Here is a 19,955-nt window from a genome sequence, read left to right on the forward strand (position 1 = left end):
CAGGACATTAAATTTAAGGCTCAACGTACGAAAAAGTACGCCTCGCCTAAAATTTGATATCCTTCCTTGCAACTGTGCATTTTTGAACGTCAACTTGGGAACTTGTGATTGGAGGAAATGATTGGGCTTCACTGACGATCAGATAAAGCGGTACAGCAGGCATATAATCCTGCCTGAGGTTGGAGGGAAGGGGCAGAAGAAGATAGGCCAATCCAGGGTATTGGTAATTGGCGCCGGTGGACTCGGTTCACCAGCGGCATACTATCTTGCCGCTGCGGGTATCGGAGTTCTTGGTATAATTGATGGTGATGTCGTTGATCTCTCAAATTTACAGAGGCAGATAATCCATCAGACATCCGACATTGATAAGCCAAAGGTAATTTCTGCAAAGGAGAAAATCGAGGCGTTAAATCCGGATGTAGAGGTAAAAACATATCATGAACTCCTGACCTCTCATAATGCATTAAGCCTTTTTAAAGAGTATGATGTTATTCTGGATGGCACTGATAATTTTCCGGCAAAATTTTTAGCTAATGATGCAGCCGTCTTTACTGGTAAGCCGCTCGTACATGGCGGGATATTGAGGTTTGTCGGCCAGATTATGTCTATTGTACCCCATGAGACCGCCTGCTACAGGTGCGTTTTTAATAGCCCGCCTCCCCCTGGTCTGATACCGACTTGTCAGGAGGCTGGAGTGGTTGGTGTGCTTGCCGGGGTAGTGGGGACTATACAGGCAACAGAGGTGTTAAAATTAATATTGAATATCGGGGAACCACTCAAAGACAGATTGATGACCTTCGATGCCAGCAAGATGGAATTCAGGGAAATCAAGATTAAGAGAAATCTAAAGTGCCCGGTATGCGGTGAAAATCCCACGATTAAAGAATTGATAGATTATGAACAAGAAGTCTGCAACATCTGATACCTTAAAACAAAAAATAAAAGGGCTTAAATGCAGGGAGTGCGGGAAGTTGTATCCGGCTGTTGCATTGCACGTTTGTGAGTTCTGTTTTGGTCCCCTCGAAGTTGATTATAATTACGATGAGATCAAAAAGCACATCAGCCGGGAACGAATAGAAAACGGCCCCGGTAGTCTCTGGAGATATGCCGATCTTCTTCCTGTTGAAGGTCCGCCAACGGTTGGTTTGTACGCCGGCTTTACACCTCTGATTGAGGCAAGGAATCTTGGTGAAGAGCTTGGCTTGAAAAAACTCTATATTAAGAATGATACTGTAAACCACCCCACACTTTCATTTAAAGACAGGGTCGTAGCAGTGGCCATTACACGGGCCAGGGAACTAGGCTTTACCGCTGTTGCGTGCGCTTCAACAGGAAACCTCGCTAACTCTGTGGCAGCCCATGCGGCTGAGGCCAGACTAAAGTGTTACGTATTTATACCGGGTGACCTTGAGGCAGGTAAGATACTGGGAAGCCTTATATATGCTCCTACAGTAGTTGCAGTGAACGGAAATTATGATGATGTGAACAGATTGTGCAGTGAGGTGGCGGGAGAGTTCAATTGGGCATTTGTTAACATTAATATCAGACCATATTATGCCGAGGGCTCAAAGACACTCGCATTTGAAACAGCCGAGCAACTCGGGTGGAAGGCGCCAGAGCATGTAGTTGTTCCGGTGGCATCAGGATCATTGTTGACAAAGATATGGAAGGGTTTTAATGAGTTTAAGAACCTCGGGTTGATAGACAGTGTGCCTACCAGGGTGAATGGAGCTCAGGCCGAAGGTTGTTCACCGGTAGCCTCTGCTTTTAAAGAAGGCAGGGATTTTATTAAACCTGTTAAACCGAATACTATTGCCAAATCTATAGCGATTGGCAACCCTGCAGATGGATATTATGCCCTTAAGGCCGTGCATGAGAGTAAGGGTAATATTGAGGCAGTCTCTGACGCAGAGACCGTTGATGGTATTAAGCTCCTTGCGAGAACAGAGGGGATATTTGCCGAGACAGCCGGCGGGGTCACCATAGCAGTCTTAAAGAAGTTAGCCATGAAGGGGCTAATTCCCCGGGATGAAACCGTAGTAGCCTATGTCACAGGTAATGGCCTCAAGACTCAGGAGGCTGTAATAAACGCTGTCGGGGATGTTGTAAGGATTGATCCTTCTATGGACTCATTTGAAAAGTCGTTGAACATCAGGGGAAAAACATAAGAGGTGGAACATGGCAATTAAGGTTAGGATTCCAACGCCGCTGCGTAGATTAACCGACGGGTTGGGAGAGGTTGATGTATCAGGGAACACAATAGGGGAGATGCTTGGGGACCTTGAAGTAAGGTATCCCGGGATTAAAGATAGGCTTTGTGACGAGGCAGGAAACCTGAGGCGGTTTGTGAATATATATGTTAATGAAGAGGATATAAGATTTAAACAGGGCAGTGATACGGTCCTCTCAGATGGTGATGAGGTCTCTATTGTCCCTGCCATAGCCGGAGGATAGACGGATGTCACATTACAGGATAAGAATTAATTTTCCGGAGGATAAGATTACGGAGCCAATCATCTACCAGTTAGGCCGCGAATTTAATGTTGTTACCAATGTAAGAAGGGCGGATGTAAGGGAGAAGACAGGTTGGGTTGAGCTTGAGTTGGAAGGTGATTCCGCAGAGATAGAGAAGGCCGTTGAATCCCTGAGGGCAAAGGGCGTGAAGGTAGAGCCTATAGAGAGAAATATTATCGAGTAGTTGACGCTGAAAAAGGCGGTGTACCCGTTGCGCTGAAGTCAATTGCAACGGGTCATGCGGCGTCAGGACATTTTTGAGCGTCAACTACTGGCAAGAGAGGGAAGATGATTAATGGATTTTACTGAGGATCAGATTAAGCGCTACAGCAGGCACATTATCCTTTCTGAGGTTGGAGGTAAGGGGCAGGAGAAGCTCTGTGAATCTAAAGTCTTTATTACCGGTGCAGGAGGACTTGGATCACCTGTAGCCTTGTATCTTGCTGCAGCTGGAATTGGCACTATCGGAATAATAGATGACGATGTTGTTGACATGTCGAATCTTCAGAGACAGATCCTGCATTCGATGAAGACAATTGATAAGCCTAAGGTAGAATCAGCAAAGATGACTTTAGAGGCCATAAATCCTGATGTTAAGGTTATTCCTTACAGGGAGAGGTTATCTTCGGCAAATATAATGGATATAATCAAGGATTATGACCTTGTGCTTGACGGGTCAGATAACTTTCCCACAAGGTTTCTTGTAAATGATGCATGTTTTTTTAGTAAAAAAACACTTATATCCGGTAGTATCTTCCGGTTTGAAGGGCAGGTGACTACGCTTAAGCCTCATGATGGTCATCCATGCTACAGGTGTCTCTATCCTGAGCCGCCACCACCTGGTCTTGTGCCAAGTTGTCAGGAGGCCGGTGTCCTTGGCGTACTTGCCGGTACTGTCGGAGTAATCCAGGCGACTGAGGCAGTTAAGGAAGTGCTTGGAATGGGTAGTTCGCTTGCGTCTCACTTGTTGATTTATGATGCCCTTGGTATGAAGTTTCTCAAGGTAAAGACCCAGAAAGACCCCAACTGCTTCCTGTGCGGAAAAGAGCAAAAGATTACTGAGTTGATGGACTACGAGCAGAGCTGCACACTTAAAATATAATAAATAGGGACAGCGACTATTTATTATATTTCAAATAAATAGTCGCTGTCCCTATTTATTATGCTAAAAGTTCCTTCCAATATTTCCAGTGCCATGCTTGAACATGCAAAGACTGATTTTCCCCTTGAGTGTTGCGGAATACTTGGAGGTAAGGGTGATGAGGCAACACACATCTACCGCATGAGAAATATTGACAAATCCAAAGTAACTTACCTTATGGACCCGGCTGAGCAGATGAAGGTTTTTAAAGAGATGAGGAGTCTTGGGATAGAATTGAAGGCTATATACCATTCTCATCCCAACCATCCTGCCTTACCTTCACGAACAGATGTTGAACTCGCCTACTATCCTGAAGCGGTCTATATTATTATCTCGATAAATGACAGCAAGGAAACAAAGATCGGCAGTTTCAATATAGTGGATAAAAATATTACAATAGCAGAAATAGACATTCAGTAGGTTATGGTTAAACGCTCTATCTGTTTTGCCACAGGTTCCGTATTAGTAGTTATTGGACTGTTAGGCTTCCTGCTTCCATTTTTTCCTGGTTTTGTCCCATTTATCATCGGGTTAGTTTTTCTTTCACGGTCAAGCTCATTCATAAGGCGGAAAATGTCCAGGCTTAAGACCATGTTCCCAAAGCAATATGCTAAGTTTAATGAGATAAAGGGAAGGTTCTATGATAAAGATATTGACGAATAAGATAATCAATACTGATTATCCGCTTATCTCCGTCGTTTTTTCATCTCTTCTTCAAAAAAACGGTTGTACTGGTGGTTCCAGTCAGGAGTTCCTTCGGCAATCTTCATAGTGTATACGGCGAGTTTCTTTCTCACAATGGCATCTACTTCCTGATCGAGATGGACTTCTGAGGCAATCAGCCGCTTTATTTCCCGTAAGGTAGTGACCTCATCTCCATTTAATGTAACAGGAATATTTTTAAGGCTGTTTAATATAAGGTGTGACAGGTGGTTTATTTTGTCTTCGCTCAGTGTCATGCTAAAGAATAATTCCCCTTTCCTTAACAAGTCTGTCTTTGACCATCTGAAACATTCTCTGATAATTCACACTCTCCTTTTCAAGCTGCTTTGAGTGGCTTTTAAGTATCTCCCGAACCTCTTCATTAAGTTTCTCTTCTATCATCAGATCACCGGTTATTGTATTTTCAATCTTTTTTATAAGTTCTTCCCGTGGGACGGATGGTACAATCAAACCGCTCTTCAAAAGTCCTTCGATGATATTAGTCGCCAGGATTGCCACCCGTTCCTTTTTTAATTTCATAAAAATATTTTAGCATTATACTATAGTGAAGTCTATCTTTCTATTCTCCATGTTGACCTTCTCCACACGTACACGGACACTGTCTCCAAGCCTGAAAATCTTTTGGGACCTGTCTCCCAGAAGTCTGTGACCTTTATCATCAAATCTGTAAAAGTCGTCATACATTGACGTTACTCTGACGAGCCCCTCCACAAGTATTTCCTTCAGTTCAACAAAGAAACCAAATGCAGTGACTCCCGAGATTACCCCGTCATATTCAGTTCCGGTCCTGCTCTGCATATATTGAAGTTTCTTCAGTTCTATTACATCCCTTTCTGCATCCATTGCCTTACGTTCCCGTGCTGATGTCTGGCGTGCTATCTCAGCCAATATGGTGTCAAGATGCTGCTTCATGTCTTTTTTAAGGTAGCGCCGTTTAATAGTCTCTTTAACCAGCCGGTGGATGATAAGGTCAGGGTATCTGCGGATTGGCGAGGTAAAATGAGTGTAATGTTGTGACGCAAGACCGAAGTGACCGATGTTATCTATCGAGTATCTTGCCTGTTTCATACTACGCAAAAGAAGCTTATTAATTAATACCTCTTCTGGTTTTCCCGTTAACTTATGCAGCAATCTCTGAAACGTCTTGGGATTTTCGAACATAAGCTTATGGCTGTATCCTATTTCTGAGATGAACTCATTGAATTCTGATATCTTATCCTCGTCAGGAGGTTCATGCACCCTGTAGATGGATGGTATAGGTTTTCCCGACATATGCTGTGCAACCGTCTCGTTGGCAGCGATCATGAACTCTTCTATTATTTGATGTGCAATATTACGTTCTGATTTGATAATATCTATAGTATTGCTCTGAAGATCCAGAATTATCTCCGGTTCAGGTAAATCAAAATCTATACTTCCGCGCTTCATCCGTTTGGATCGCATAATAAGACAGAGCTCATTCATGAGGAGAAATATGTCAACAAGTGATTCATACCGTGATATCAGTTCCTGATCTTTATCTACAACTATTTTTTTTACATCAGTGTAAGTCATCCTGCCATTGCTGTTTATAACACTCTCATATATCTTGTAACCTGTACGTGTTCCATTATGGTCGAATAGCATCTCCACGGTCAGGGTAAGACGGTCTTTTTTCGGGTTCAGACTGCATATATGGTTGGACAGCTTTTCCGGGAACATCGGGATGACACGGTCAGGCAGGTAAACGCTTGTCTCGCGTGAGTATGCCTCCTTATCAAGGGGAGAATCCCACTCGACATAGTGGCTGACATCTGCAATGTGGACCCAAAGGATGAACTTACCATCAGCAGTTTTTTCTATCGAGACCGCATCATCAAAATCCTTTGCCCTTTCCCCGTCAATAGTTACTGTCCGCAGACTGCGGAGGTCCTGCCGTCCCTGCAACATATGTTCTGTAACCTCGTCAGGCAGTGATTCTGCCTCTGAAAGTATCTCCGGAGTAAACCTGGCCGGAAGTCCGTACTCTTCAATAATGACCTCTGTGTCAATACCCGGCGTCGTTGATTTGCCAAGAATTTTTATTATCTCGCCCTCAGGGTTTCTTGCACTCTGCGGATAAGATGTGATTTCTGCTACCACCATATCACCATCTTTAGCCCCCATGATATATTTGGGTGCGATAAAGAGGTCATAGCAGATTTTTTTATCCGTCGGAATAATAAAACCAAAATTCCTACCCCTCTCAAAACGCCCGACAATTTTTTTGTGAAATCTCTCAAGCACCCGGATAATTCGCCCCTCCTTCTTGCCATCTCTCCCTGATGCCTCAATCCTTGCCACTACTTTGTCATTATGCATTGCCCCCATCATGTTTCTGCGCGGGATAAACACATCCGGTTCTCCTTCTGTGCCGGAGATAACAAACCCATATCCGTCCGCATGTCCCTGAAGGACACCTGTGACAAGATTCATCTTCTGAGGAAGGCCGTAGCGGTCACCCCGTATTTTTACTATCAAACCGTCATGCAGCATCTTTTCCAATGTATCAGAGAACGCCTCATTCCGTTTCTTTGGAACAGAGAGAACTCTCATGAGTTCTGTCAGCAGGAGAGGTCGGTATGCCTTGCCTTGCATCAGAGTTAATATATCGTTTTTAGAAAATTTCATATTAAATCCTTTCGATCTGGTTTGTAAAAGCCCTGGACTCCAGCGTTTAAGTGCTGCACTTGACAGTAAGCCTTCGTATAGGTTAACGTATTTTTCTATATTTTAAAAGAGGAGGAAAATAAATGCCAAAGCCGAAATACCACATTGTTGTCTGCACAAACACCCGCCCACCGGGTCACCCGAAGGGTTCCTGCGGGGAGAGGGGGGCACAACCCGTTGTAATGAAATTTGCTGAAGAGATGGAGAAGAGAAATCTGTTTGGCAAGGTTGTGCTTAGCGGCTCTACGTGTGTAGGTGTGTGCAGCGCCGGAACGATTGTAATTGTCTATCCTGACGCTGTATGGTATCAGGGGGTCAAACCTGAAAACGTTAATGAAATATTAGATCAGCATATTGAAAACGGAAAACCTGTGGAAAGGCTGGTACTTCAGGATAGTGCATGGGGATAATGAAAGTCCTGTTTCTCGGCTCAGGTACTTCTACGGGCGTGCCTGTAATTGGTTGTAAATGTGATGTTTGCAAGTCAGACGACCCGCGGAACAAGAGGACGCGGTCCTCAATACTCATAACTGCTGAAATCCCCCTTAATCCCCCTTTTTCAAAGGGGGAAATACGACTCCCCCCTTTAGAAAAGGGGGGTAAGGGGGGATTTGAAAGGGAAATTCCAAGTGATAAATATTTACTGGTTGACACAACGACAGACTTACGATCCCAGGCCCTGGCAAACCGTGTAGAAAGGGTAGATGCCGTTCTTTTTACGCATGCTCATGCTGACCACATCCATGGTATTGACGATCTCAGAAGCTTTAATCACATCCAGGGTAATCCTATCCCGTGTTATGGAGGTCTTGATACTATGGAAGTTATACGCCATAAATTCAGTTATATTTTCGATGGCTCCGCCAGACGTGACTGGGTCCCGAGACTCGAGGTTAATATTGTTGACAGCGAATTTTCTTTGTACGGTCTGAGGATATTACCATTAAAGATATTTCATGGAGAGTCAACCATACTTGGGTTCAGGATAAATGATGTCTCTTACCTTACTGACTGCAGTGGAATTCCTGATGATACAAAAAAGTTATTGATAGGAACTAAACTTCTTATATTGGATGCGACCCGTTACCAGCCTCATGCAAAGCACTATGGACTTGCACAGGCCATAGATGTAATAAAGGAGCTGAAGCCGGAGCGGGCACTACTCACACACCTTTCCCATGCATTTGATCACCATAAAGTCAATCACGAACTTCCGTCAGGTATTGAACTGGCGTATGATGGGATGGAGATTAGTCAGGGATAATGAGATGATAGAAATTCCATTAGAATTCAACACACCTTCATACAGGGATGTCCTTGCCCAGTTTGATTCTGCTGCTGAGTGGCTTTGTCTTGACCCGAATATTTGGAAGAGACTAAGACTTCCTCAAAGGGCCCTCTGCGTCACAATGCCTATCAGGATGGACAACGGTGATGTTCACGTCTTTCAGGGATTCAGGGTCCAGCATGATTCTGCTCTCGGTCCTACCAAGGGAGGTGTTCGATACCATCCTGATGTAAGTCTTGGTGAAGTGGCGGCGCTCGCAATGAATATGACATGGAAGTGTTCGCTGGCTGGATTGCCATATGGTGGAGCTAAGGGGGGTATAAGGTGCGATCCAAAGAAAATTTCACGGAAAGAGTTGCAACGCCTCACAAGACGCTATACTGCAGAGATATTTCCTTTTATCGGTCCTGACCATGATATACTGGCGCCTGACGTTGGAACCAATGAGAATGTCATGGCATGGATGATGGATACTTACAGCCACCAGAGGGGATATTCTGTCCCGGGAGTTGTAACAGGAAAGCCTGTTTGTATAGGCGGTTCTCTGGGGAGGGATGAGGCGACTGGAAGGGGAGTCGTTTATGTAGCTATTGAGGCCATGAAACATCTGGGAATTAAGTGTGAAGGCGCTACGGCCGTAGTTCAGGGATTTGGAAACGTAGGTTCCTATGCTTCACGTTTTCTGGTGGAAACCGGAATCAGGGTTATAGCGGTCAGTGATTCCGGATGTGGTATTTATAACGGCAGTGGTTTGAATATAACTGATGTAATTGCCTATAAAAAGGCCAGGCATACATTAGAGGGTTACCCTGACGGCGACATGATTACAAACGAAGAACTTCTTGAGTCAGACTGTACAATTGCAATCCCGGCAGCAATCTCAGGGCAGATCAGGGGAGATAATGCTCACAGGTTAAGATGCCGGATAGTTGTAGAAGGGGCGAATAATCCTACTACTATTGAAGGAGACGGGATATTAAAAAACAGGGGAATATTCGTTATCCCTGATATACTTGCCAATTCAGGTGGGGTCATCGTCTCGTATTTTGAATGGGTTCAGGGTTTGCAGAAATATTTCTGGAAGGAGAAGGAGATAAACGAAAAACTCAGGGACATTATAATTACTGCATTTAACAGGGTATTGAGCTACTCACTCTCCGAGAATATAGATATGAGGGTGGCGTCTATGGCAATTTCACTCAAAAGACTTGCTGATGCTCATTTGGCGCGGGGACTTTACCCGTAACAGGATGGTAAATGTTACATTATGCAGATATTTGTTGATGCAGACTCTTGTCCGGTAAGGGATATAATTTACGAAGAGGCACATAAGCGCGGAATTAACATCATCATGGTTGTCAGTATGGCCCATAATATTTATGAGCTGGATGGCATGTCAGTCTTACGAGTGGATTCATCATTTCAGGCCGTTGACATGGCAATAGTTAACAAAGCGTCATCAGGGGATATTGTAGTGACTTCCGATTTTGGTTTAGCGTCCTTAGTGCTTGGTAATGGTGTTTTTGCCCTGTCTCCTTCAGGGCTGATCTATACAGTGCATGCAATGGATTCACTTCTCGAAAGGAGACATGCCTCCGCCAGGCAGAGAAGGGGAGGCAGACGAGTAAAAGGGCCGAAGGCCAGACGCAGAGAAGATGACAACAGGTTCAGGAAGAATCTAATAATGGTGATGGAGCAAGGTTAAGTATAGTAATGAAGTAATACTTATTTTGTTCTGCTCTAAGGATGTGAAATGTCACTATGTGATAGCGCCGGTTGGATTCCTGAATTGTAAGGCATCAAGAGTGAGGTTTTGAGGATTCATGCCTTTTCGTTATATAATCGTCCAGCAATATCGTATATCTGAGAAGAAATATCTTGCGACTCATGAGATGTTATCTCGCGTATGGTTTCTTTAGATTTATTGTCTATGATCTTAACCGTGACCTGTTCAGACTGACCATTAACATAAAGGCTTAATGAGAATCCACTCCTTTTCCGGCCAATTTTACCCAAAGAATTATTGTTTATCTGAAGTGAGGCATTGTTGTTCATTTCATTAATCTTCATAGTTGAGCCCTCTTGATGTAAGGTTATCAGATTATTCAGAATGTTAAGACTTAGAATTCATTCGGAGTTGCAGAGTAAAACCTTAATGGCATTTCATCATCAAAAGCTTGCATATTAAGACGCCGAGCTTGAACGCCGATAATTATATTGATGTTAAACAGACAACTCAGGCGGGTATAGAGGTGAAGTGTAAAATTGCAGCTGTATCAATATGTATTATTATCACATTAATGTGTTCTTCAAGGGTATCAGCGGCAGATCTAAAAGATATCCCCTTAATTGGGCTGGCCTTCCTTACAAATCTTGGCATACACGAAACAGGACACTATGTCATAGCCAATCAGGCAGGCGCTGAGGGTAATACACTTAATTTCTTTACTAAGGAAAATAATAGTTTTTTTCTTGGCCTGAGTACAGTTACAGAGATAGAAAATAAGGCTAAACCAGGTTATCACATGGCAGGTGAAGTGGCGTCGAGTTATACTTTTGAATTTGCGCTTAGAAAATACAGAGAGAATAATACGACGTACAACCAGGCGCTTATGTTCTTCAGTATGACAGATTTCTTATGGTATTCAACTTATGCCTTCTATATTGCTCCTTATAAAAATGCAAGGTTTGACCCTATCGGGATTTCCGAGACTACCGGGATAGACAGGGACAAGATCTTTATGGTTGCACTTACGCATACATCTTTGAATGCAGTACGTGTTCTTACCGGAGAAGACCGGTTGGTCCCCTATTACATGCTGGATAGAGATTTCATTGGATTCGGCGTCAGGGGTTCATTTTAAAAGATTATCATAACCAGACCAATCTGTGTTACTTATGACTTTAGTCATAGTAATTTCCCACGTCTTTGTGTAATATAATAATAGATAAATCTTATACTTTCTGTAATGTTAACGCTAAACCAAGGGGGGAGTATGTTAGTTACTGAAGGACAAGTACTTAATTCATTGAGGAGTGTTGAAGACCCAGATCTTAAAAAGGATGTGGTCTCTCTGGGATTTGTTAAGAATTTGAAAATAGAGGAGGGCAAGGTCTCTTTTGAGCTTGAGCTGACGACGCCTGCCTGTCCTATGAAGGCTCAGTTAAAGGAGGCGGCTGAAGAGGCAGTTAAACGGATTGAAGGTGTTGCAGAGGTCAGAGTGGAAGTGACATCCAATGTGTCTTCTCACAGGATGCCCGGTAATGAAGAGATACTGCCCGGAGTGAAAAATATCGTGGCAGTTGCAAGTGGAAAGGGCGGGGTTGGTAAATCAACTGTAAGTGTAAGTCTTGCTGTCGCAATGGCGAAGACGGGAGCAAAAGTAGGCTTGCTGGACACAGACATCTATGGTCCCAGTATCCCAATAATGATGGGTGTTACTGAAAAGCCTGAGATACGTGGCGATAAGCTGATACCGATCGTAAAATACGGGGTCAGTCTGATGTCAATAGGGTTTATGATTCCGGAGGATACCCCCCTGATTTGGAGGGGTCCTATGGTTATGAAGGCCGTTGAACAGCTTCTTACTGATGTGGAATGGGGCGATCTTGATTACCTCCTGATGGACCTTCCGCCTGGAACCGGTGATGTGCAGCTTACCCTGTCGCAGAAGGTGCCGCTGACAGGGGCAGTCATTGTTACTACGCCGCAGGATGTGGCCCTTCTCGATGTGGTTCGTGGAATTTCCATGTTTAGAAAGCTCAATGTCCCAATACTTGGCGTTGTCGAGAACATGAGTTTCTTTTCGTGCCCACATTGCGGGGGCCGATCAGACATATTCAGCCACGGTGGAGGGAAGTCAGCCTCTCAGAAGCTGGATGTACCCTTCCTGGGTGAGGTTCCTATTGACCTTAAAATAAGGGAGGGCGGTGATGCAGGCAGGCCTGTAACTGCAGATGATGTTGCTTCTCCACAGAGCCGGGTTTTTATGAGTTTAGCTGAACAATTAGCTGCAAATATAAGTGCGTTATGAAAACTTGAATTTTAGAACCCATAATCCTTCCCTCTCATAATCGGAGAGGGAAGGATTATGGGAGTATTATATCAACTTTGCGATACGATCCAGTCTTTTGTTTGAAACCTCCCAGTTGATATTTTTCAGAAATACATCTATATATGGGGGTCTCTTAACACCATAGTCTATAGTGTATGCATGTTCGTATACATCCATTACCAGCAAAGGCCATGCCATTGCCGGGAAATTGAAATTATGGGCATCAGCGCCATAGTTATGCAGTTTTCCATCCCATATGTTGTATGCAAGAACAACCCATCCCCTGACGGCCATTCCGCAGGCCTTGAAATCCTCTATCCAACGTTCAACACTGCCAAAATCTCTTTTTATAAGTTCTGCTATCTGTCCCGCGGGATTTCCTCCTTTACCTCCCATATTTTCAAAATATAATTCATGAAGAATGACACCGTTCAATGCAAATGTCTCATCTGTCTTAAGGCCGCGATATTCACTGTATATCTGATTGGCCTTAGAGCGGTCGGCAGTCTTAAGCTTGTCCTCTATCTCATTAAGCTTGTTTACATAGCCAACATAGAGAATATCCCTGTGCTGAGAAATCTGACTTTCAGTCAGTCCTTCCAAACCCTTTAATTCAAACTTTTTTGCCTCGTGTGACATGTTTTTTCCCTCCTTGTTAATGAGTGTCATTTTGGCAGTCATTACATATGCCTGCAAATCCGACACAATGATTAGTTATTTTAAATCCAGTTGATGCAGCTACCTTTTCTTCAATGTCGTGCAGGATAATATTGTCTACATCTCTTATCTGCCCGCATTTATAGCAGGTTATGTGATAGTGAAGATGCGGATTTCCATCATATCTGCCTTCACTGCCGTCACATGAAATCTCTGTAACTTCACCTGCCTCCTTAAGAAACCTTAGATTTCTGTATACAGTACCAAGGCTAATGTTAGGTATCTTCCGTTTAACTTCTCTGTATACCCAGTCTGCTGATGGATGGAGCTTGCTTTGCCTTAGAGCCTCCAGGATGAGTTTCCTCTGCTTGGAATTACGATGCATGAATTACTTTTTCTTTCTTACATAAACCCTGAACACCATATTATCCTCAACATGTCCAATGAATTCGTTCTTTGTTGTATTGCACCACGCCGGCATGTCTTTCTTAATTCCTGCATCATCAGAAATCACCTCAAGCACCTCGCCCGGCGACATTTCCTTCATTTTCTTTGATGTTAGTATGATAGGCATTGGGCAAAGCTGACCAAGAGTATTAAGTTTGAAATCAACCTTTTCTGGTACGTCCATATCACCTCCTGACATAATAATAGTAATTATTACTGATATACTATATTACGCTAAGTAACTATTATTTGTCAAGGATAATTGGGCAGCACGGATAATTTGATTGTTAGAAGAAAAATAATATTCAACTAATGAAGTATTTACTAACCTCTATGCCGTACTTTCTGTGGTCAACAGACTGGACGATGGCTGTTTTCGATTCCCAGGACAGGTCAATTGTTTCCCCATCAGTTTCATTTCCGTGAGAGTCCGTTATAATCTTTATGCACGGCTTATGAATATTAACAGGATTTGCATTTGCCCTGACAACTACTGCTAATTCTTGCGTATTCAGAAGTACTATGGTTCCGATAGGATAAATTCCTATTACATTCACAAAAATCTTTAATAACAGGGGGTCGAAGGCAATAGAACTCTTTTTCATCATGTAAGAAAGGGCCTTGTCAGGTACCAGTGGTGAACGATTATAAACCCTTGCTGATGTCAGTGCATCATAGCAGTCACATATGGATGTAATTCTGCCAAACAGACTGACCCGCCTGGCTGATGCAAGCTTTGGATAACCTGAAAGATCATAGTTCAGATGATGTTCAAAACTTGATAATATCATTCTAATTGCTTGTTCCTGAAGTCCCTTCAGTCTCAGGAGTGTTTTAACGCCATTAATCGGGTGTGTCCGCATAATCTTCCACTCTTCTGGAGTGAATTCTGAAGGCTTGTTGAGGACTTCAAGCGGGAGATCAATTTTCCCAATATCATGAAAAAGGGTGGCCATGCCGAGATCACTCAACGCTTTTCTGTCATAACCGAGCCTCTGCCCTATAGCAATAGATAAAATAGATACATTAACTGAGTGATTATATGTATATTCATCATAAGACCTCAGCGTTGTTAACCCCAGGACAGTCGCTTCTTCCCGCACAATCAGATCAACCATTGATTGGATCATCCTTTTGGTCTTTTTTATCCCCACCGCGTTCTTTAATTTTGCACTGTCCATTACATCTGATACGGCTGAGAGCGTTTTGAAGTACAGGTTTGTTGCCACTTCTTTAGAATCCTGAATTATGTGTATTCCATCTTCCACATCACCATTTTCGATCCTGTCAACCGTAATGTTATTAATGCCCTGAGCTGTCAGTTTGTGCTCAAGCTCCTTGAATGGATCAGCAGATTTGTATTCAACACTATTAAAGGCATAGATAAACCTGCAGAGCTCATCTATGGTTGATTGATGCGAGAATGAAATTGAACCAACACTCAGTTTCTTCATCTCATTCATGAGAGTTGTGCAGGCTAAAAAATTTTCAATATCTACTCTTATTTTTTCATCATCTATAAATAGAGATTCCTGATATAGTCTCAGGGAGAATTGGCCGCCCCTGTCCAGCAGTATCTTTATAGATTCCATCGTCTTCTTCAATACGGCAATGGTTGCAACATTTATGGAGTCATGGATTTGAGCGGTTCTGATAAGTTTATACAGATTATTTGTGAAATCTTTTGCAGCAGATCCTTTTTTCTCTTCAAATATTCCGCTTGTCATATATCCCTCCTCCCCGCGCTTCTAAGTGCGTCTTCACATATCTTTCTTATAACCTTATCAGAGGATGATGCTCCCTCTCTAATGATATCTGTAGCGGCAGAGACGTTCATCTTCCTGAGTGCATGAACAGAAAGTAACCTCATCTCATCAACTCTTGCTCTGCCAAAAAGCCGTGACTTCTTCATTAATAACTCTTTCAAGAATGGCAATTGATCCTCAGAACCTAGATCGGCGAGCGAATAAAACAACTCTTTTTTCTCAAATATCTCTCTCCTGTCAAATGCCTCAGAAGTGATTATCCGCAATATCTCCGAAACTGCTTTTCTGTGTCCCATTAATGTTAATCTTTTTAATGCTGACACTCGTACAGAACTATCACTGTCATTAAGATATAAGACAAGCATATTTTTTGCCTCATCACTATTAATCTCAGACAGAGTATGGATTATCTCTTTTCTTACTCTTGGTTCTCTATGGTCCTTAATACTATTAATGTGGCTCAGTACCCTGGAATCTGCTATACGGCCAAGTACATAAACTATGTTTCTGACAATATACCAGTTATCATCATGAAGTTTATTCAGCACTGAATCTAAATCATCCTTTGCAAGTACAGCAAGCGCATCGCACACAACATGACGATTTTTCATTTGTTCGAGAGATGAAAGCATATTTGTCATAGGTAAAATTGATTTTTTATTAAGCATTGTAAGGATAGTATATATCTCATCAAAATTATCAGCTTTGCTCGCATTCATAGACATGGTGAACTGCTGTAGAAATGTTTCATTTCCAAGTGCATCTATTACCCCAGAGGCTGATTCAGCATGTTTCGGTCTATTCTCTTTTTCACTTTCAGCTATTGTCTTGATCTTGTTCAAAGATTCTATAGCGTGTGTATAATCTCCTGACATAATCATTGTCTTAATTGATGTTTCTATGTAAGTCATTATTTCTGCATAACTGTCAGTATCTTCCTCGACTTCAAGAATCAGAAAGAGAATATCAAGCATATCTAAAAAAAGATTGATTTTCGATTCCCTTACCATCTCCTCTTTTATTGTCTCTGCCTCCTCAGGAGTTATAACGAATATCTCACCAAAAGGTTTTCCATAAAGCAGTTCTATCTCATGTTCTACCCCTGCTGATTGATTATGAGACCCTGGATGCATTTGGCCCTGCAGGTTTTCTGCCTTATGTGCATCCATTAAAGCGTCTTTGCTTAGTGCAGAGCCGAATAAATTTTTTGTGTTATTATTTGCTGTATCTTGACCCCCATCCGTCTCCCCGCCTTCTTCTATAACGACATAGCGGATATTTTTAAACTCCTTTTCCCACATAAGAGTTACAATGTCATCATCGTCATCCCGCTCCCTGTTGCCCTGAATAACATCAATAAATGCAAGTAGCTCATGCTCCTGCAGATTTTCAGAAAAAGCCAGTTCACGTATTCCATCACCAAAGAATTTGAATGCCAGACTGTCTTCTTTGTGCTGCTGACTGTAGACAACTTCTCCCATATACAAGAATTCAAAAGGTCTTACAGTTAATATGAGATCTCCATTTTCCTGAAGAAAATTCGAGAATTTACTGGTTACGTCAGAAATAATCTTTTGTCTGACAGGGCTGTTGTCCGGATAGAGTTTCAGAGCCTTGATAGCCTTTGAAAGGGACTGCAGCACATCAGCGGCCATCTTAACAGCAACCTTGTTTAGGGGTAATTCTGAGGTTTCCATTCTAGTATCATCTTTTATTGGGTTCATGGCTAATCTCCGCTTCGATTATCTGCTTATTTCTGATATAATTATCAAAAATGCATATCATCTTCAAAGAAATTCCCTGGACAGACCCATTTAATAGTTTTATCAGTTTAAGGGGAGATGGACCATCTTTTATCTTTGAGAGTCATGCTGTCAGCCCGAAAATATCCCGTTACTCATTTATCGGAGTAGAACCAAAAATCATTATTAAAAGTAAATCAGATGATCCTGATATCTCTATTGAGTTGTTGAGACAATTGTCACTGAGAAACAGGGTTCAGCGAATTGAAGGTATTCCTCCCTTTGTTGGCGGTACAGTTGGGTACTTTGGATATGGTTTTGCTCATCTCATTGAGAATTTACCATACCATGCAATTGATGATTTACAGATACCCGACATTGTGCTGATGAATGTAGATCTCGTGGTTTCGTTTGATAATGTATTGCAGAAGGGGTGGATTGTTGCAACTGTTGGAGATAATGGGCCCGGTGAGGTGTTGTGTAGAAAGAGGATTAAAGAGATTGAAGACAAGATACGTCAGCATAAGGGTGTAATTAACATAGGGGTAAGGGGTTCGAAAACAAGGGTAATGCCCAATTTGACCAAGAAAGAATATGTAGATATGGTTAAACGCTGTAAGGAGTATATATCTGCAGGGGATATTTTCCAGGCAAACCTTTCTCAGAGGTTATCAGCCCATATAAAGGGTATTGACCCCTTGAATCTATACAGAATACTCCGGGAAATAAATCCTTCTCCTTTCTCTGCATTCTTTGACACAGGGGATATACAGCTTGTAAGTTCTTCGCCAGAGCGGCTTGTGCGGTTAAATAACGGTATTATAGAATCAAGACCTATAGCCGGAACGAGGCCGCGTGGAGTTGATCTGCTGAAAAACAGGATGCTTCAGCAGGAGCTTCTTTCAGATGAAAAGGAGAGGGCCGAACATATCATGCTGGTAGACCTTGAGAGAAATGATTTAGGCAGGGTATGCAGATATGGTACTGTCCGTGTGGATGAATTTATGGTACTGGAACCGTATTCCCATGTCACACACATAGTGTCTAATATTACAGGTTCTATAAGACATGACAAAGACGCCATGGATCTTATACAGGCTGTGTTCCCGGGAGGCACCATTACAGGTGTGCCCAAGATCCGCTGCATGGAGATAATAGATGAACTGGAACCTACTGCAAGGGGGCCGTACACTGGTTCTCTTGGATATTTCAGCAATACAGGTGATATAGACTTTAATATCATAATAAGGACATTCGTAATAAAGGATGGCTGGGCTCATGTGCAGGTTGGGGCAGGCATTGTTGCAGATTCAGATCCGGTCAGGGAATATAACGAGACCCTTTATAAGGCCGAGGCATTGATTAAAACCCTGGAATTTATTTAATTACCGGTTTATGTGTATAGTAAATTTATAAATTGTGATATAATGCAACCCATGGCAGAAGGTCAGAGTAAATGGAGTCAGGACTTCTTTGATATGGCCGAGCCTATAAGGCTCAAAGATCCCCTTGCCTATATTCTTGGTTCGATGGAGGATGGGGAGCTTTTGGTTTTCAAGTATCCTGATGCCGTCAAACTTGCGGGGCATTCATGTCCTGCTGTATCAGGCGCTTATAAAATCACCGCAAAGGCATTGTCTGCTCTTTATGGGACGGATACTCCGGTCAGGGGGGAAATACATGTTGCCGTTAAGGGTAAGGCAACGGATCTCGCTTATGGCCCAATGTCACAGGTTATATCCCTAATAACAGGGGCCGCGCCGGTCACAGGTTTTGCTGGATTGGGCCGCAAGTTCAGAAGGAGAAACCTCCTTGTATTTGATGAGGAACTTTTTGAGTACAATACATTTATCTTCCAGAGGCTGGATACGGGAAAAACGGTATCGGTTACTTATAATCCAGATGTAGTGCCCGAAGATCCTCGCCTGGGCGAATTGGTTTCACTGGTTCTTACAGGGCAGGCTACCGAAGAGGAGCATAAGGCATTTAAAAATGCATGGCAGGGAAAGGTAAAGATGATTCTTCTTGAAGATGACAAATTGACGGGTTTATTTGATGTCAGAGAAATTCCAGCCAGCAACTTTCCTGATGTTAAAATCTAATATGAATAATCAAGAAGAAAGATGAATCAGGTTATCCCAGGGGATTAAGGGGAGAGGATATTCCGCTGGAAGGCAGGATTATAATGTTGATTGATCAATATGATGCCTTGCGGAGTGAGAGACCTTATAAGCCTCCATTTGATCACCAAATGGCGTTTAAAATAATTATAACAGAATGTGATGACAGGGCCAGACCGGAACACTTTGATCCGAATGTTCTTGATACCTTTATTCTCAATTTTATATCAAAAATGTATCAGTCACATCATGTGATGTCTGGGATGATACATAAGTAATTATCCCTATTCTCACAATATTCAATATATTCAAGCAAATACGGTGTGTTATCCTGACTTAGGAGCTGATTGAATTTAATCCCTGCTACATAAACCCAGTGCCATTTGTAGCTATGTACAACCTTGCCTTTCAGTGTTTCCATCATGTCCTTACCTCTTATATCCTTGAACATGATATCTAATTTTACATCACTTCCATTATGTACTAGAGAGTTTGAATAAACTCCTATTCCGTCTCTGCTAATATTAATGGTCATGGTATATAATGCAGTGCTGATTACGGGATCAATCCTTACTGTTGCCGTGAGCGGATACCTGCGATATTTACGATGTTCATTTATCAATGTCGTTAACGTATGTGGTTAGAGTAAATTTTTATCTTAGTTGCAATCTCGATAAGAAGCGTTGTAACAATATTACCTTCGGTTAAATAATCTCAGGAATAAGGTATAAACAACACACACATTCACAACCCATTGACAATTAAAATGCTTTACCCTTCTTTTTATTCTGGGAACAGTCTATGGGTTCAGTCC

Annotated in this window: 26 protein-coding genes; 16 read left to right on the forward strand and 10 right to left on the reverse strand. The window is 42.5% G+C overall.

The features are described 5' to 3' along the window. Positions 1-121: 121 nt before the first annotated feature. From moeB (IT392_11995) to IT392_12025, 7 genes are all read left to right on the forward strand, one after another. Positions 122-922, forward strand: coding sequence for a molybdopterin-synthase adenylyltransferase MoeB (gene moeB / locus IT392_11995; GenBank protein ID MCC6545196.1), 801 nt, complete (start codon positions 122-124; stop codon positions 920-922). Continuing rightward, the gene (locus tag IT392_12000) at positions 897-2,168 is read left to right on the forward strand and encodes a threonine synthase (GenBank protein ID MCC6545197.1); all 1,272 of its coding nucleotides are present in this window, start codon (positions 897-899) and stop codon (positions 2,166-2,168) included. Before moeB (IT392_11995) ends, IT392_12000 begins: the two co-directional genes overlap by 26 nt. Positions 2,169-2,178: 10 nt before the next feature. After that, complete coding sequence (locus tag IT392_12005) at positions 2,179-2,454, forward strand: MoaD/ThiS family protein (GenBank protein ID MCC6545198.1); 276 nt, start codon at positions 2,179-2,181, stop codon at positions 2,452-2,454. 4 nt (positions 2,455-2,458) lie between these two features. Beyond that, positions 2,459-2,698 carry an NIL domain-containing protein gene (locus IT392_12010; GenBank protein MCC6545199.1) on the forward strand — a complete coding sequence of 80 codons (240 nt, stop codon included), beginning with the start codon at positions 2,459-2,461 and terminating at the stop codon, positions 2,696-2,698. Between the two features lie 111 nt (positions 2,699-2,809). Continuing rightward, positions 2,810-3,616 carry a molybdopterin-synthase adenylyltransferase MoeB gene (moeB, locus tag IT392_12015; protein MCC6545200.1) on the forward strand — a complete coding sequence of 269 codons (807 nt, stop codon included), beginning with the start codon at positions 2,810-2,812 and terminating at the stop codon, positions 3,614-3,616. Positions 3,617-3,676: 60 nt separating this feature from the next. Beyond that, complete coding sequence (locus tag IT392_12020) at positions 3,677-4,075, forward strand: M67 family metallopeptidase (GenBank protein ID MCC6545201.1); 399 nt, start codon at positions 3,677-3,679, stop codon at positions 4,073-4,075. A gap of 3 nt (positions 4,076-4,078) precedes the next feature. Further along, complete coding sequence (locus IT392_12025; GenBank protein ID MCC6545202.1) at positions 4,079-4,318, forward strand: hypothetical protein; 240 nt, start codon at positions 4,079-4,081, stop codon at positions 4,316-4,318. 23 nt (positions 4,319-4,341) lie between these two features. Here the strand turns inward: IT392_12025 and IT392_12030 are convergent, their stop codons facing one another. From IT392_12030 to rnr, 3 genes are read right to left on the reverse strand one after another with little or no spacing between them, the layout of a single operon-like run. Beyond that, complete coding sequence (locus IT392_12030; GenBank protein MCC6545203.1) at positions 4,342-4,644, reverse strand: DUF507 family protein; 303 nt, start codon at positions 4,642-4,644, stop codon at positions 4,342-4,344. Further along, the gene (locus tag IT392_12035; protein MCC6545204.1) at positions 4,616-4,897 is read right to left on the reverse strand and encodes a DUF507 family protein; all 282 of its coding nucleotides are present in this window, start codon (positions 4,895-4,897) and stop codon (positions 4,616-4,618) included. The genes IT392_12030 and IT392_12035 overlap by 29 nt, the downstream gene beginning before the upstream one ends. 15 nt (positions 4,898-4,912) lie before the next feature. Next, positions 4,913-7,027 carry a ribonuclease R gene (gene rnr / locus IT392_12040; protein ID MCC6545205.1) on the reverse strand — a complete coding sequence of 705 codons (2,115 nt, stop codon included), beginning with the start codon at positions 7,025-7,027 and terminating at the stop codon, positions 4,913-4,915. Between the two features lie 122 nt (positions 7,028-7,149). On the opposite strand from rnr, the gene IT392_12045 reads away from it, so the two are divergent. From IT392_12045 to IT392_12060, 4 genes are read left to right on the forward strand one after another with little or no spacing between them, the layout of a single operon-like run. Continuing rightward, on the forward strand, positions 7,150-7,476 hold the full coding sequence (locus tag IT392_12045; protein MCC6545206.1) for a (2Fe-2S) ferredoxin domain-containing protein: 327 nt from the start codon (positions 7,150-7,152) through the stop codon (positions 7,474-7,476). Next, the gene (locus IT392_12050; protein MCC6545207.1) at positions 7,476-8,330 is read left to right on the forward strand and encodes an MBL fold metallo-hydrolase; all 855 of its coding nucleotides are present in this window, start codon (positions 7,476-7,478) and stop codon (positions 8,328-8,330) included. The genes IT392_12045 and IT392_12050 overlap by 1 nt, the downstream gene beginning before the upstream one ends. 4 nt (positions 8,331-8,334) lie before the next feature. After that, a complete protein-coding gene (locus IT392_12055; protein ID MCC6545208.1) occupies positions 8,335-9,600 on the forward strand; it encodes a Glu/Leu/Phe/Val dehydrogenase in 1,266 nt (421 codons plus the stop codon). A gap of 21 nt (positions 9,601-9,621) precedes the next feature. Next, positions 9,622-10,059: a YaiI/YqxD family protein gene (locus IT392_12060; protein MCC6545209.1), complete on the forward strand. Its 438-nt coding sequence runs from the start codon at positions 9,622-9,624 to the stop codon at positions 10,057-10,059. Between the two features lie 116 nt (positions 10,060-10,175). On the opposite strand, the gene IT392_12065 is transcribed toward IT392_12060, so the two are convergent. Further along, complete coding sequence (locus tag IT392_12065) at positions 10,176-10,424, reverse strand: flagellar protein FlaG (GenBank protein ID MCC6545210.1); 249 nt, start codon at positions 10,422-10,424, stop codon at positions 10,176-10,178. A 182-nt stretch (positions 10,425-10,606) separates the two neighbouring features. Here IT392_12065 and IT392_12070 point away from each other — a divergent pair, with 182 nt between their 5' ends. Then, the gene (locus IT392_12070) at positions 10,607-11,218 is read left to right on the forward strand and encodes a hypothetical protein (protein MCC6545211.1); all 612 of its coding nucleotides are present in this window, start codon (positions 10,607-10,609) and stop codon (positions 11,216-11,218) included. A 132-nt stretch (positions 11,219-11,350) separates the two neighbouring features. Continuing rightward, positions 11,351-12,388, forward strand: a complete 1,038-nt coding sequence (gene apbC, locus IT392_12075; protein ID MCC6545212.1) for an iron-sulfur cluster carrier protein ApbC — start codon at positions 11,351-11,353, stop codon at positions 12,386-12,388. Between the two features lie 66 nt (positions 12,389-12,454). Here apbC and IT392_12080 read toward each other — a convergent pair whose 3' ends face one another. From IT392_12080 to IT392_12100, 5 genes are all read right to left on the reverse strand, one after another. After that, positions 12,455-13,048, reverse strand: a complete 594-nt coding sequence (locus tag IT392_12080; protein ID MCC6545213.1) for a superoxide dismutase — start codon at positions 13,046-13,048, stop codon at positions 12,455-12,457. 16 nt (positions 13,049-13,064) lie between these two features. Then, a complete protein-coding gene (locus tag IT392_12085; GenBank protein ID MCC6545214.1) occupies positions 13,065-13,451 on the reverse strand; it encodes a transcriptional repressor in 387 nt (128 codons plus the stop codon). A 3-nt stretch (positions 13,452-13,454) separates the two neighbouring features. Continuing rightward, a complete protein-coding gene (locus IT392_12090; GenBank protein ID MCC6545215.1) occupies positions 13,455-13,697 on the reverse strand; it encodes a sulfurtransferase TusA family protein in 243 nt (80 codons plus the stop codon). A gap of 121 nt (positions 13,698-13,818) precedes the next feature. Next, on the reverse strand, positions 13,819-15,240 hold the full coding sequence (locus tag IT392_12095) for an HD-GYP domain-containing protein (GenBank protein MCC6545216.1): 1,422 nt from the start codon (positions 15,238-15,240) through the stop codon (positions 13,819-13,821). Then, on the reverse strand, positions 15,237-17,003 hold the full coding sequence (locus IT392_12100; GenBank protein MCC6545217.1) for a HEAT repeat domain-containing protein: 1,767 nt from the start codon (positions 17,001-17,003) through the stop codon (positions 15,237-15,239). Before IT392_12100 ends, IT392_12095 begins: the two co-directional genes overlap by 4 nt. A gap of 50 nt (positions 17,004-17,053) precedes the next feature. Here IT392_12100 and IT392_12105 point away from each other — a divergent pair, with 50 nt between their 5' ends. The 3 genes from IT392_12105 to IT392_12115 are packed head-to-tail and all read left to right on the forward strand — an operon-like array spanning position 17,054 to position 19,419. Next, complete coding sequence (locus tag IT392_12105; protein MCC6545218.1) at positions 17,054-18,406, forward strand: anthranilate synthase component I family protein; 1,353 nt, start codon at positions 17,054-17,056, stop codon at positions 18,404-18,406. Between the two features lie 51 nt (positions 18,407-18,457). Further along, positions 18,458-19,123 (forward strand): hypothetical protein, encoded by a 666-nt coding sequence (locus tag IT392_12110; GenBank protein MCC6545219.1) that lies wholly within the window; start codon positions 18,458-18,460, stop codon positions 19,121-19,123. A 5-nt stretch (positions 19,124-19,128) separates the two neighbouring features. Further along, positions 19,129-19,419: a hypothetical protein gene (locus IT392_12115; protein ID MCC6545220.1), complete on the forward strand. Its 291-nt coding sequence runs from the start codon at positions 19,129-19,131 to the stop codon at positions 19,417-19,419. Here the strand turns inward: IT392_12115 and IT392_12120 are convergent. Next, a complete protein-coding gene (locus IT392_12120) occupies positions 19,389-19,763 on the reverse strand; it encodes a PilZ domain-containing protein (GenBank protein MCC6545221.1) in 375 nt (124 codons plus the stop codon). The two genes, IT392_12115 and IT392_12120, sit on opposite strands and share 31 nt — an antisense overlap. Between the last annotated feature and the right edge of the window lie 192 nt (positions 19,764-19,955).

The organism is Nitrospirota bacterium (genome assembly GCA_020846775.1).
GTDB lineage: Bacteria > Nitrospirota > 9FT-COMBO-42-15 > HDB-SIOI813 > HDB-SIOI813 > RBG-16-43-11.

What these genes read in the sequence shown, in the direction of transcription:
- IT392_12000 (MCC6545197.1), top strand. Translation starts at nt 897, where the DNA reads ATGAACAAGAAGTCTGCAACATCTGATACCTTAAAACAAAAAATAAAA.
- IT392_12005 (MCC6545198.1), top strand. Translation starts at nt 2,179, where the DNA reads ATGGCAATTAAGGTTAGGATTCCAACGCCGCTGCGTAGATTAACCGAC.
- IT392_12010 (MCC6545199.1), top strand. Translation starts at nt 2,459, where the DNA reads ATGTCACATTACAGGATAAGAATTAATTTTCCGGAGGATAAGATTACG.
- moeB (MCC6545200.1), top strand. Translation starts at nt 2,810, where the DNA reads ATGGATTTTACTGAGGATCAGATTAAGCGCTACAGCAGGCACATTATC.
- IT392_12020 (MCC6545201.1), top strand. Translation starts at nt 3,677, where the DNA reads ATGCTAAAAGTTCCTTCCAATATTTCCAGTGCCATGCTTGAACATGCA.
- IT392_12025 (MCC6545202.1), top strand. Translation starts at nt 4,079, where the DNA reads ATGGTTAAACGCTCTATCTGTTTTGCCACAGGTTCCGTATTAGTAGTT.
- IT392_12035 (MCC6545204.1), bottom strand. Translation starts at nt 4,897, where the DNA reads ATGAAATTAAAAAAGGAACGGGTGGCAATCCTGGCGACTAATATCATC.
- rnr (MCC6545205.1), bottom strand. Translation starts at nt 7,027, where the DNA reads ATGAAATTTTCTAAAAACGATATATTAACTCTGATGCAAGGCAAGGCA.
- IT392_12045 (MCC6545206.1), top strand. Translation starts at nt 7,150, where the DNA reads ATGCCAAAGCCGAAATACCACATTGTTGTCTGCACAAACACCCGCCCA.
- IT392_12050 (MCC6545207.1), top strand. Translation starts at nt 7,476, where the DNA reads ATGAAAGTCCTGTTTCTCGGCTCAGGTACTTCTACGGGCGTGCCTGTA.
- IT392_12055 (MCC6545208.1), top strand. Translation starts at nt 8,335, where the DNA reads ATGATAGAAATTCCATTAGAATTCAACACACCTTCATACAGGGATGTC.
- IT392_12060 (MCC6545209.1), top strand. Translation starts at nt 9,622, where the DNA reads ATGCAGATATTTGTTGATGCAGACTCTTGTCCGGTAAGGGATATAATT.
- IT392_12065 (MCC6545210.1), bottom strand. Translation starts at nt 10,424, where the DNA reads ATGAAGATTAATGAAATGAACAACAATGCCTCACTTCAGATAAACAAT.
- apbC (MCC6545212.1), top strand. Translation starts at nt 11,351, where the DNA reads ATGTTAGTTACTGAAGGACAAGTACTTAATTCATTGAGGAGTGTTGAA.
- IT392_12080 (MCC6545213.1), bottom strand. Translation starts at nt 13,048, where the DNA reads ATGTCACACGAGGCAAAAAAGTTTGAATTAAAGGGTTTGGAAGGACTG.
- IT392_12085 (MCC6545214.1), bottom strand. Translation starts at nt 13,451, where the DNA reads ATGCATCGTAATTCCAAGCAGAGGAAACTCATCCTGGAGGCTCTAAGG.
- IT392_12090 (MCC6545215.1), bottom strand. Translation starts at nt 13,697, where the DNA reads ATGGACGTACCAGAAAAGGTTGATTTCAAACTTAATACTCTTGGTCAG.
- IT392_12095 (MCC6545216.1), bottom strand. Translation starts at nt 15,240, where the DNA reads ATGACAAGCGGAATATTTGAAGAGAAAAAAGGATCTGCTGCAAAAGAT.
- IT392_12100 (MCC6545217.1), bottom strand. Translation starts at nt 17,003, where the DNA reads ATGAACCCAATAAAAGATGATACTAGAATGGAAACCTCAGAATTACCC.
- IT392_12105 (MCC6545218.1), top strand. Translation starts at nt 17,054, where the DNA reads ATGCATATCATCTTCAAAGAAATTCCCTGGACAGACCCATTTAATAGT.
- IT392_12110 (MCC6545219.1), top strand. Translation starts at nt 18,458, where the DNA reads ATGGCAGAAGGTCAGAGTAAATGGAGTCAGGACTTCTTTGATATGGCC.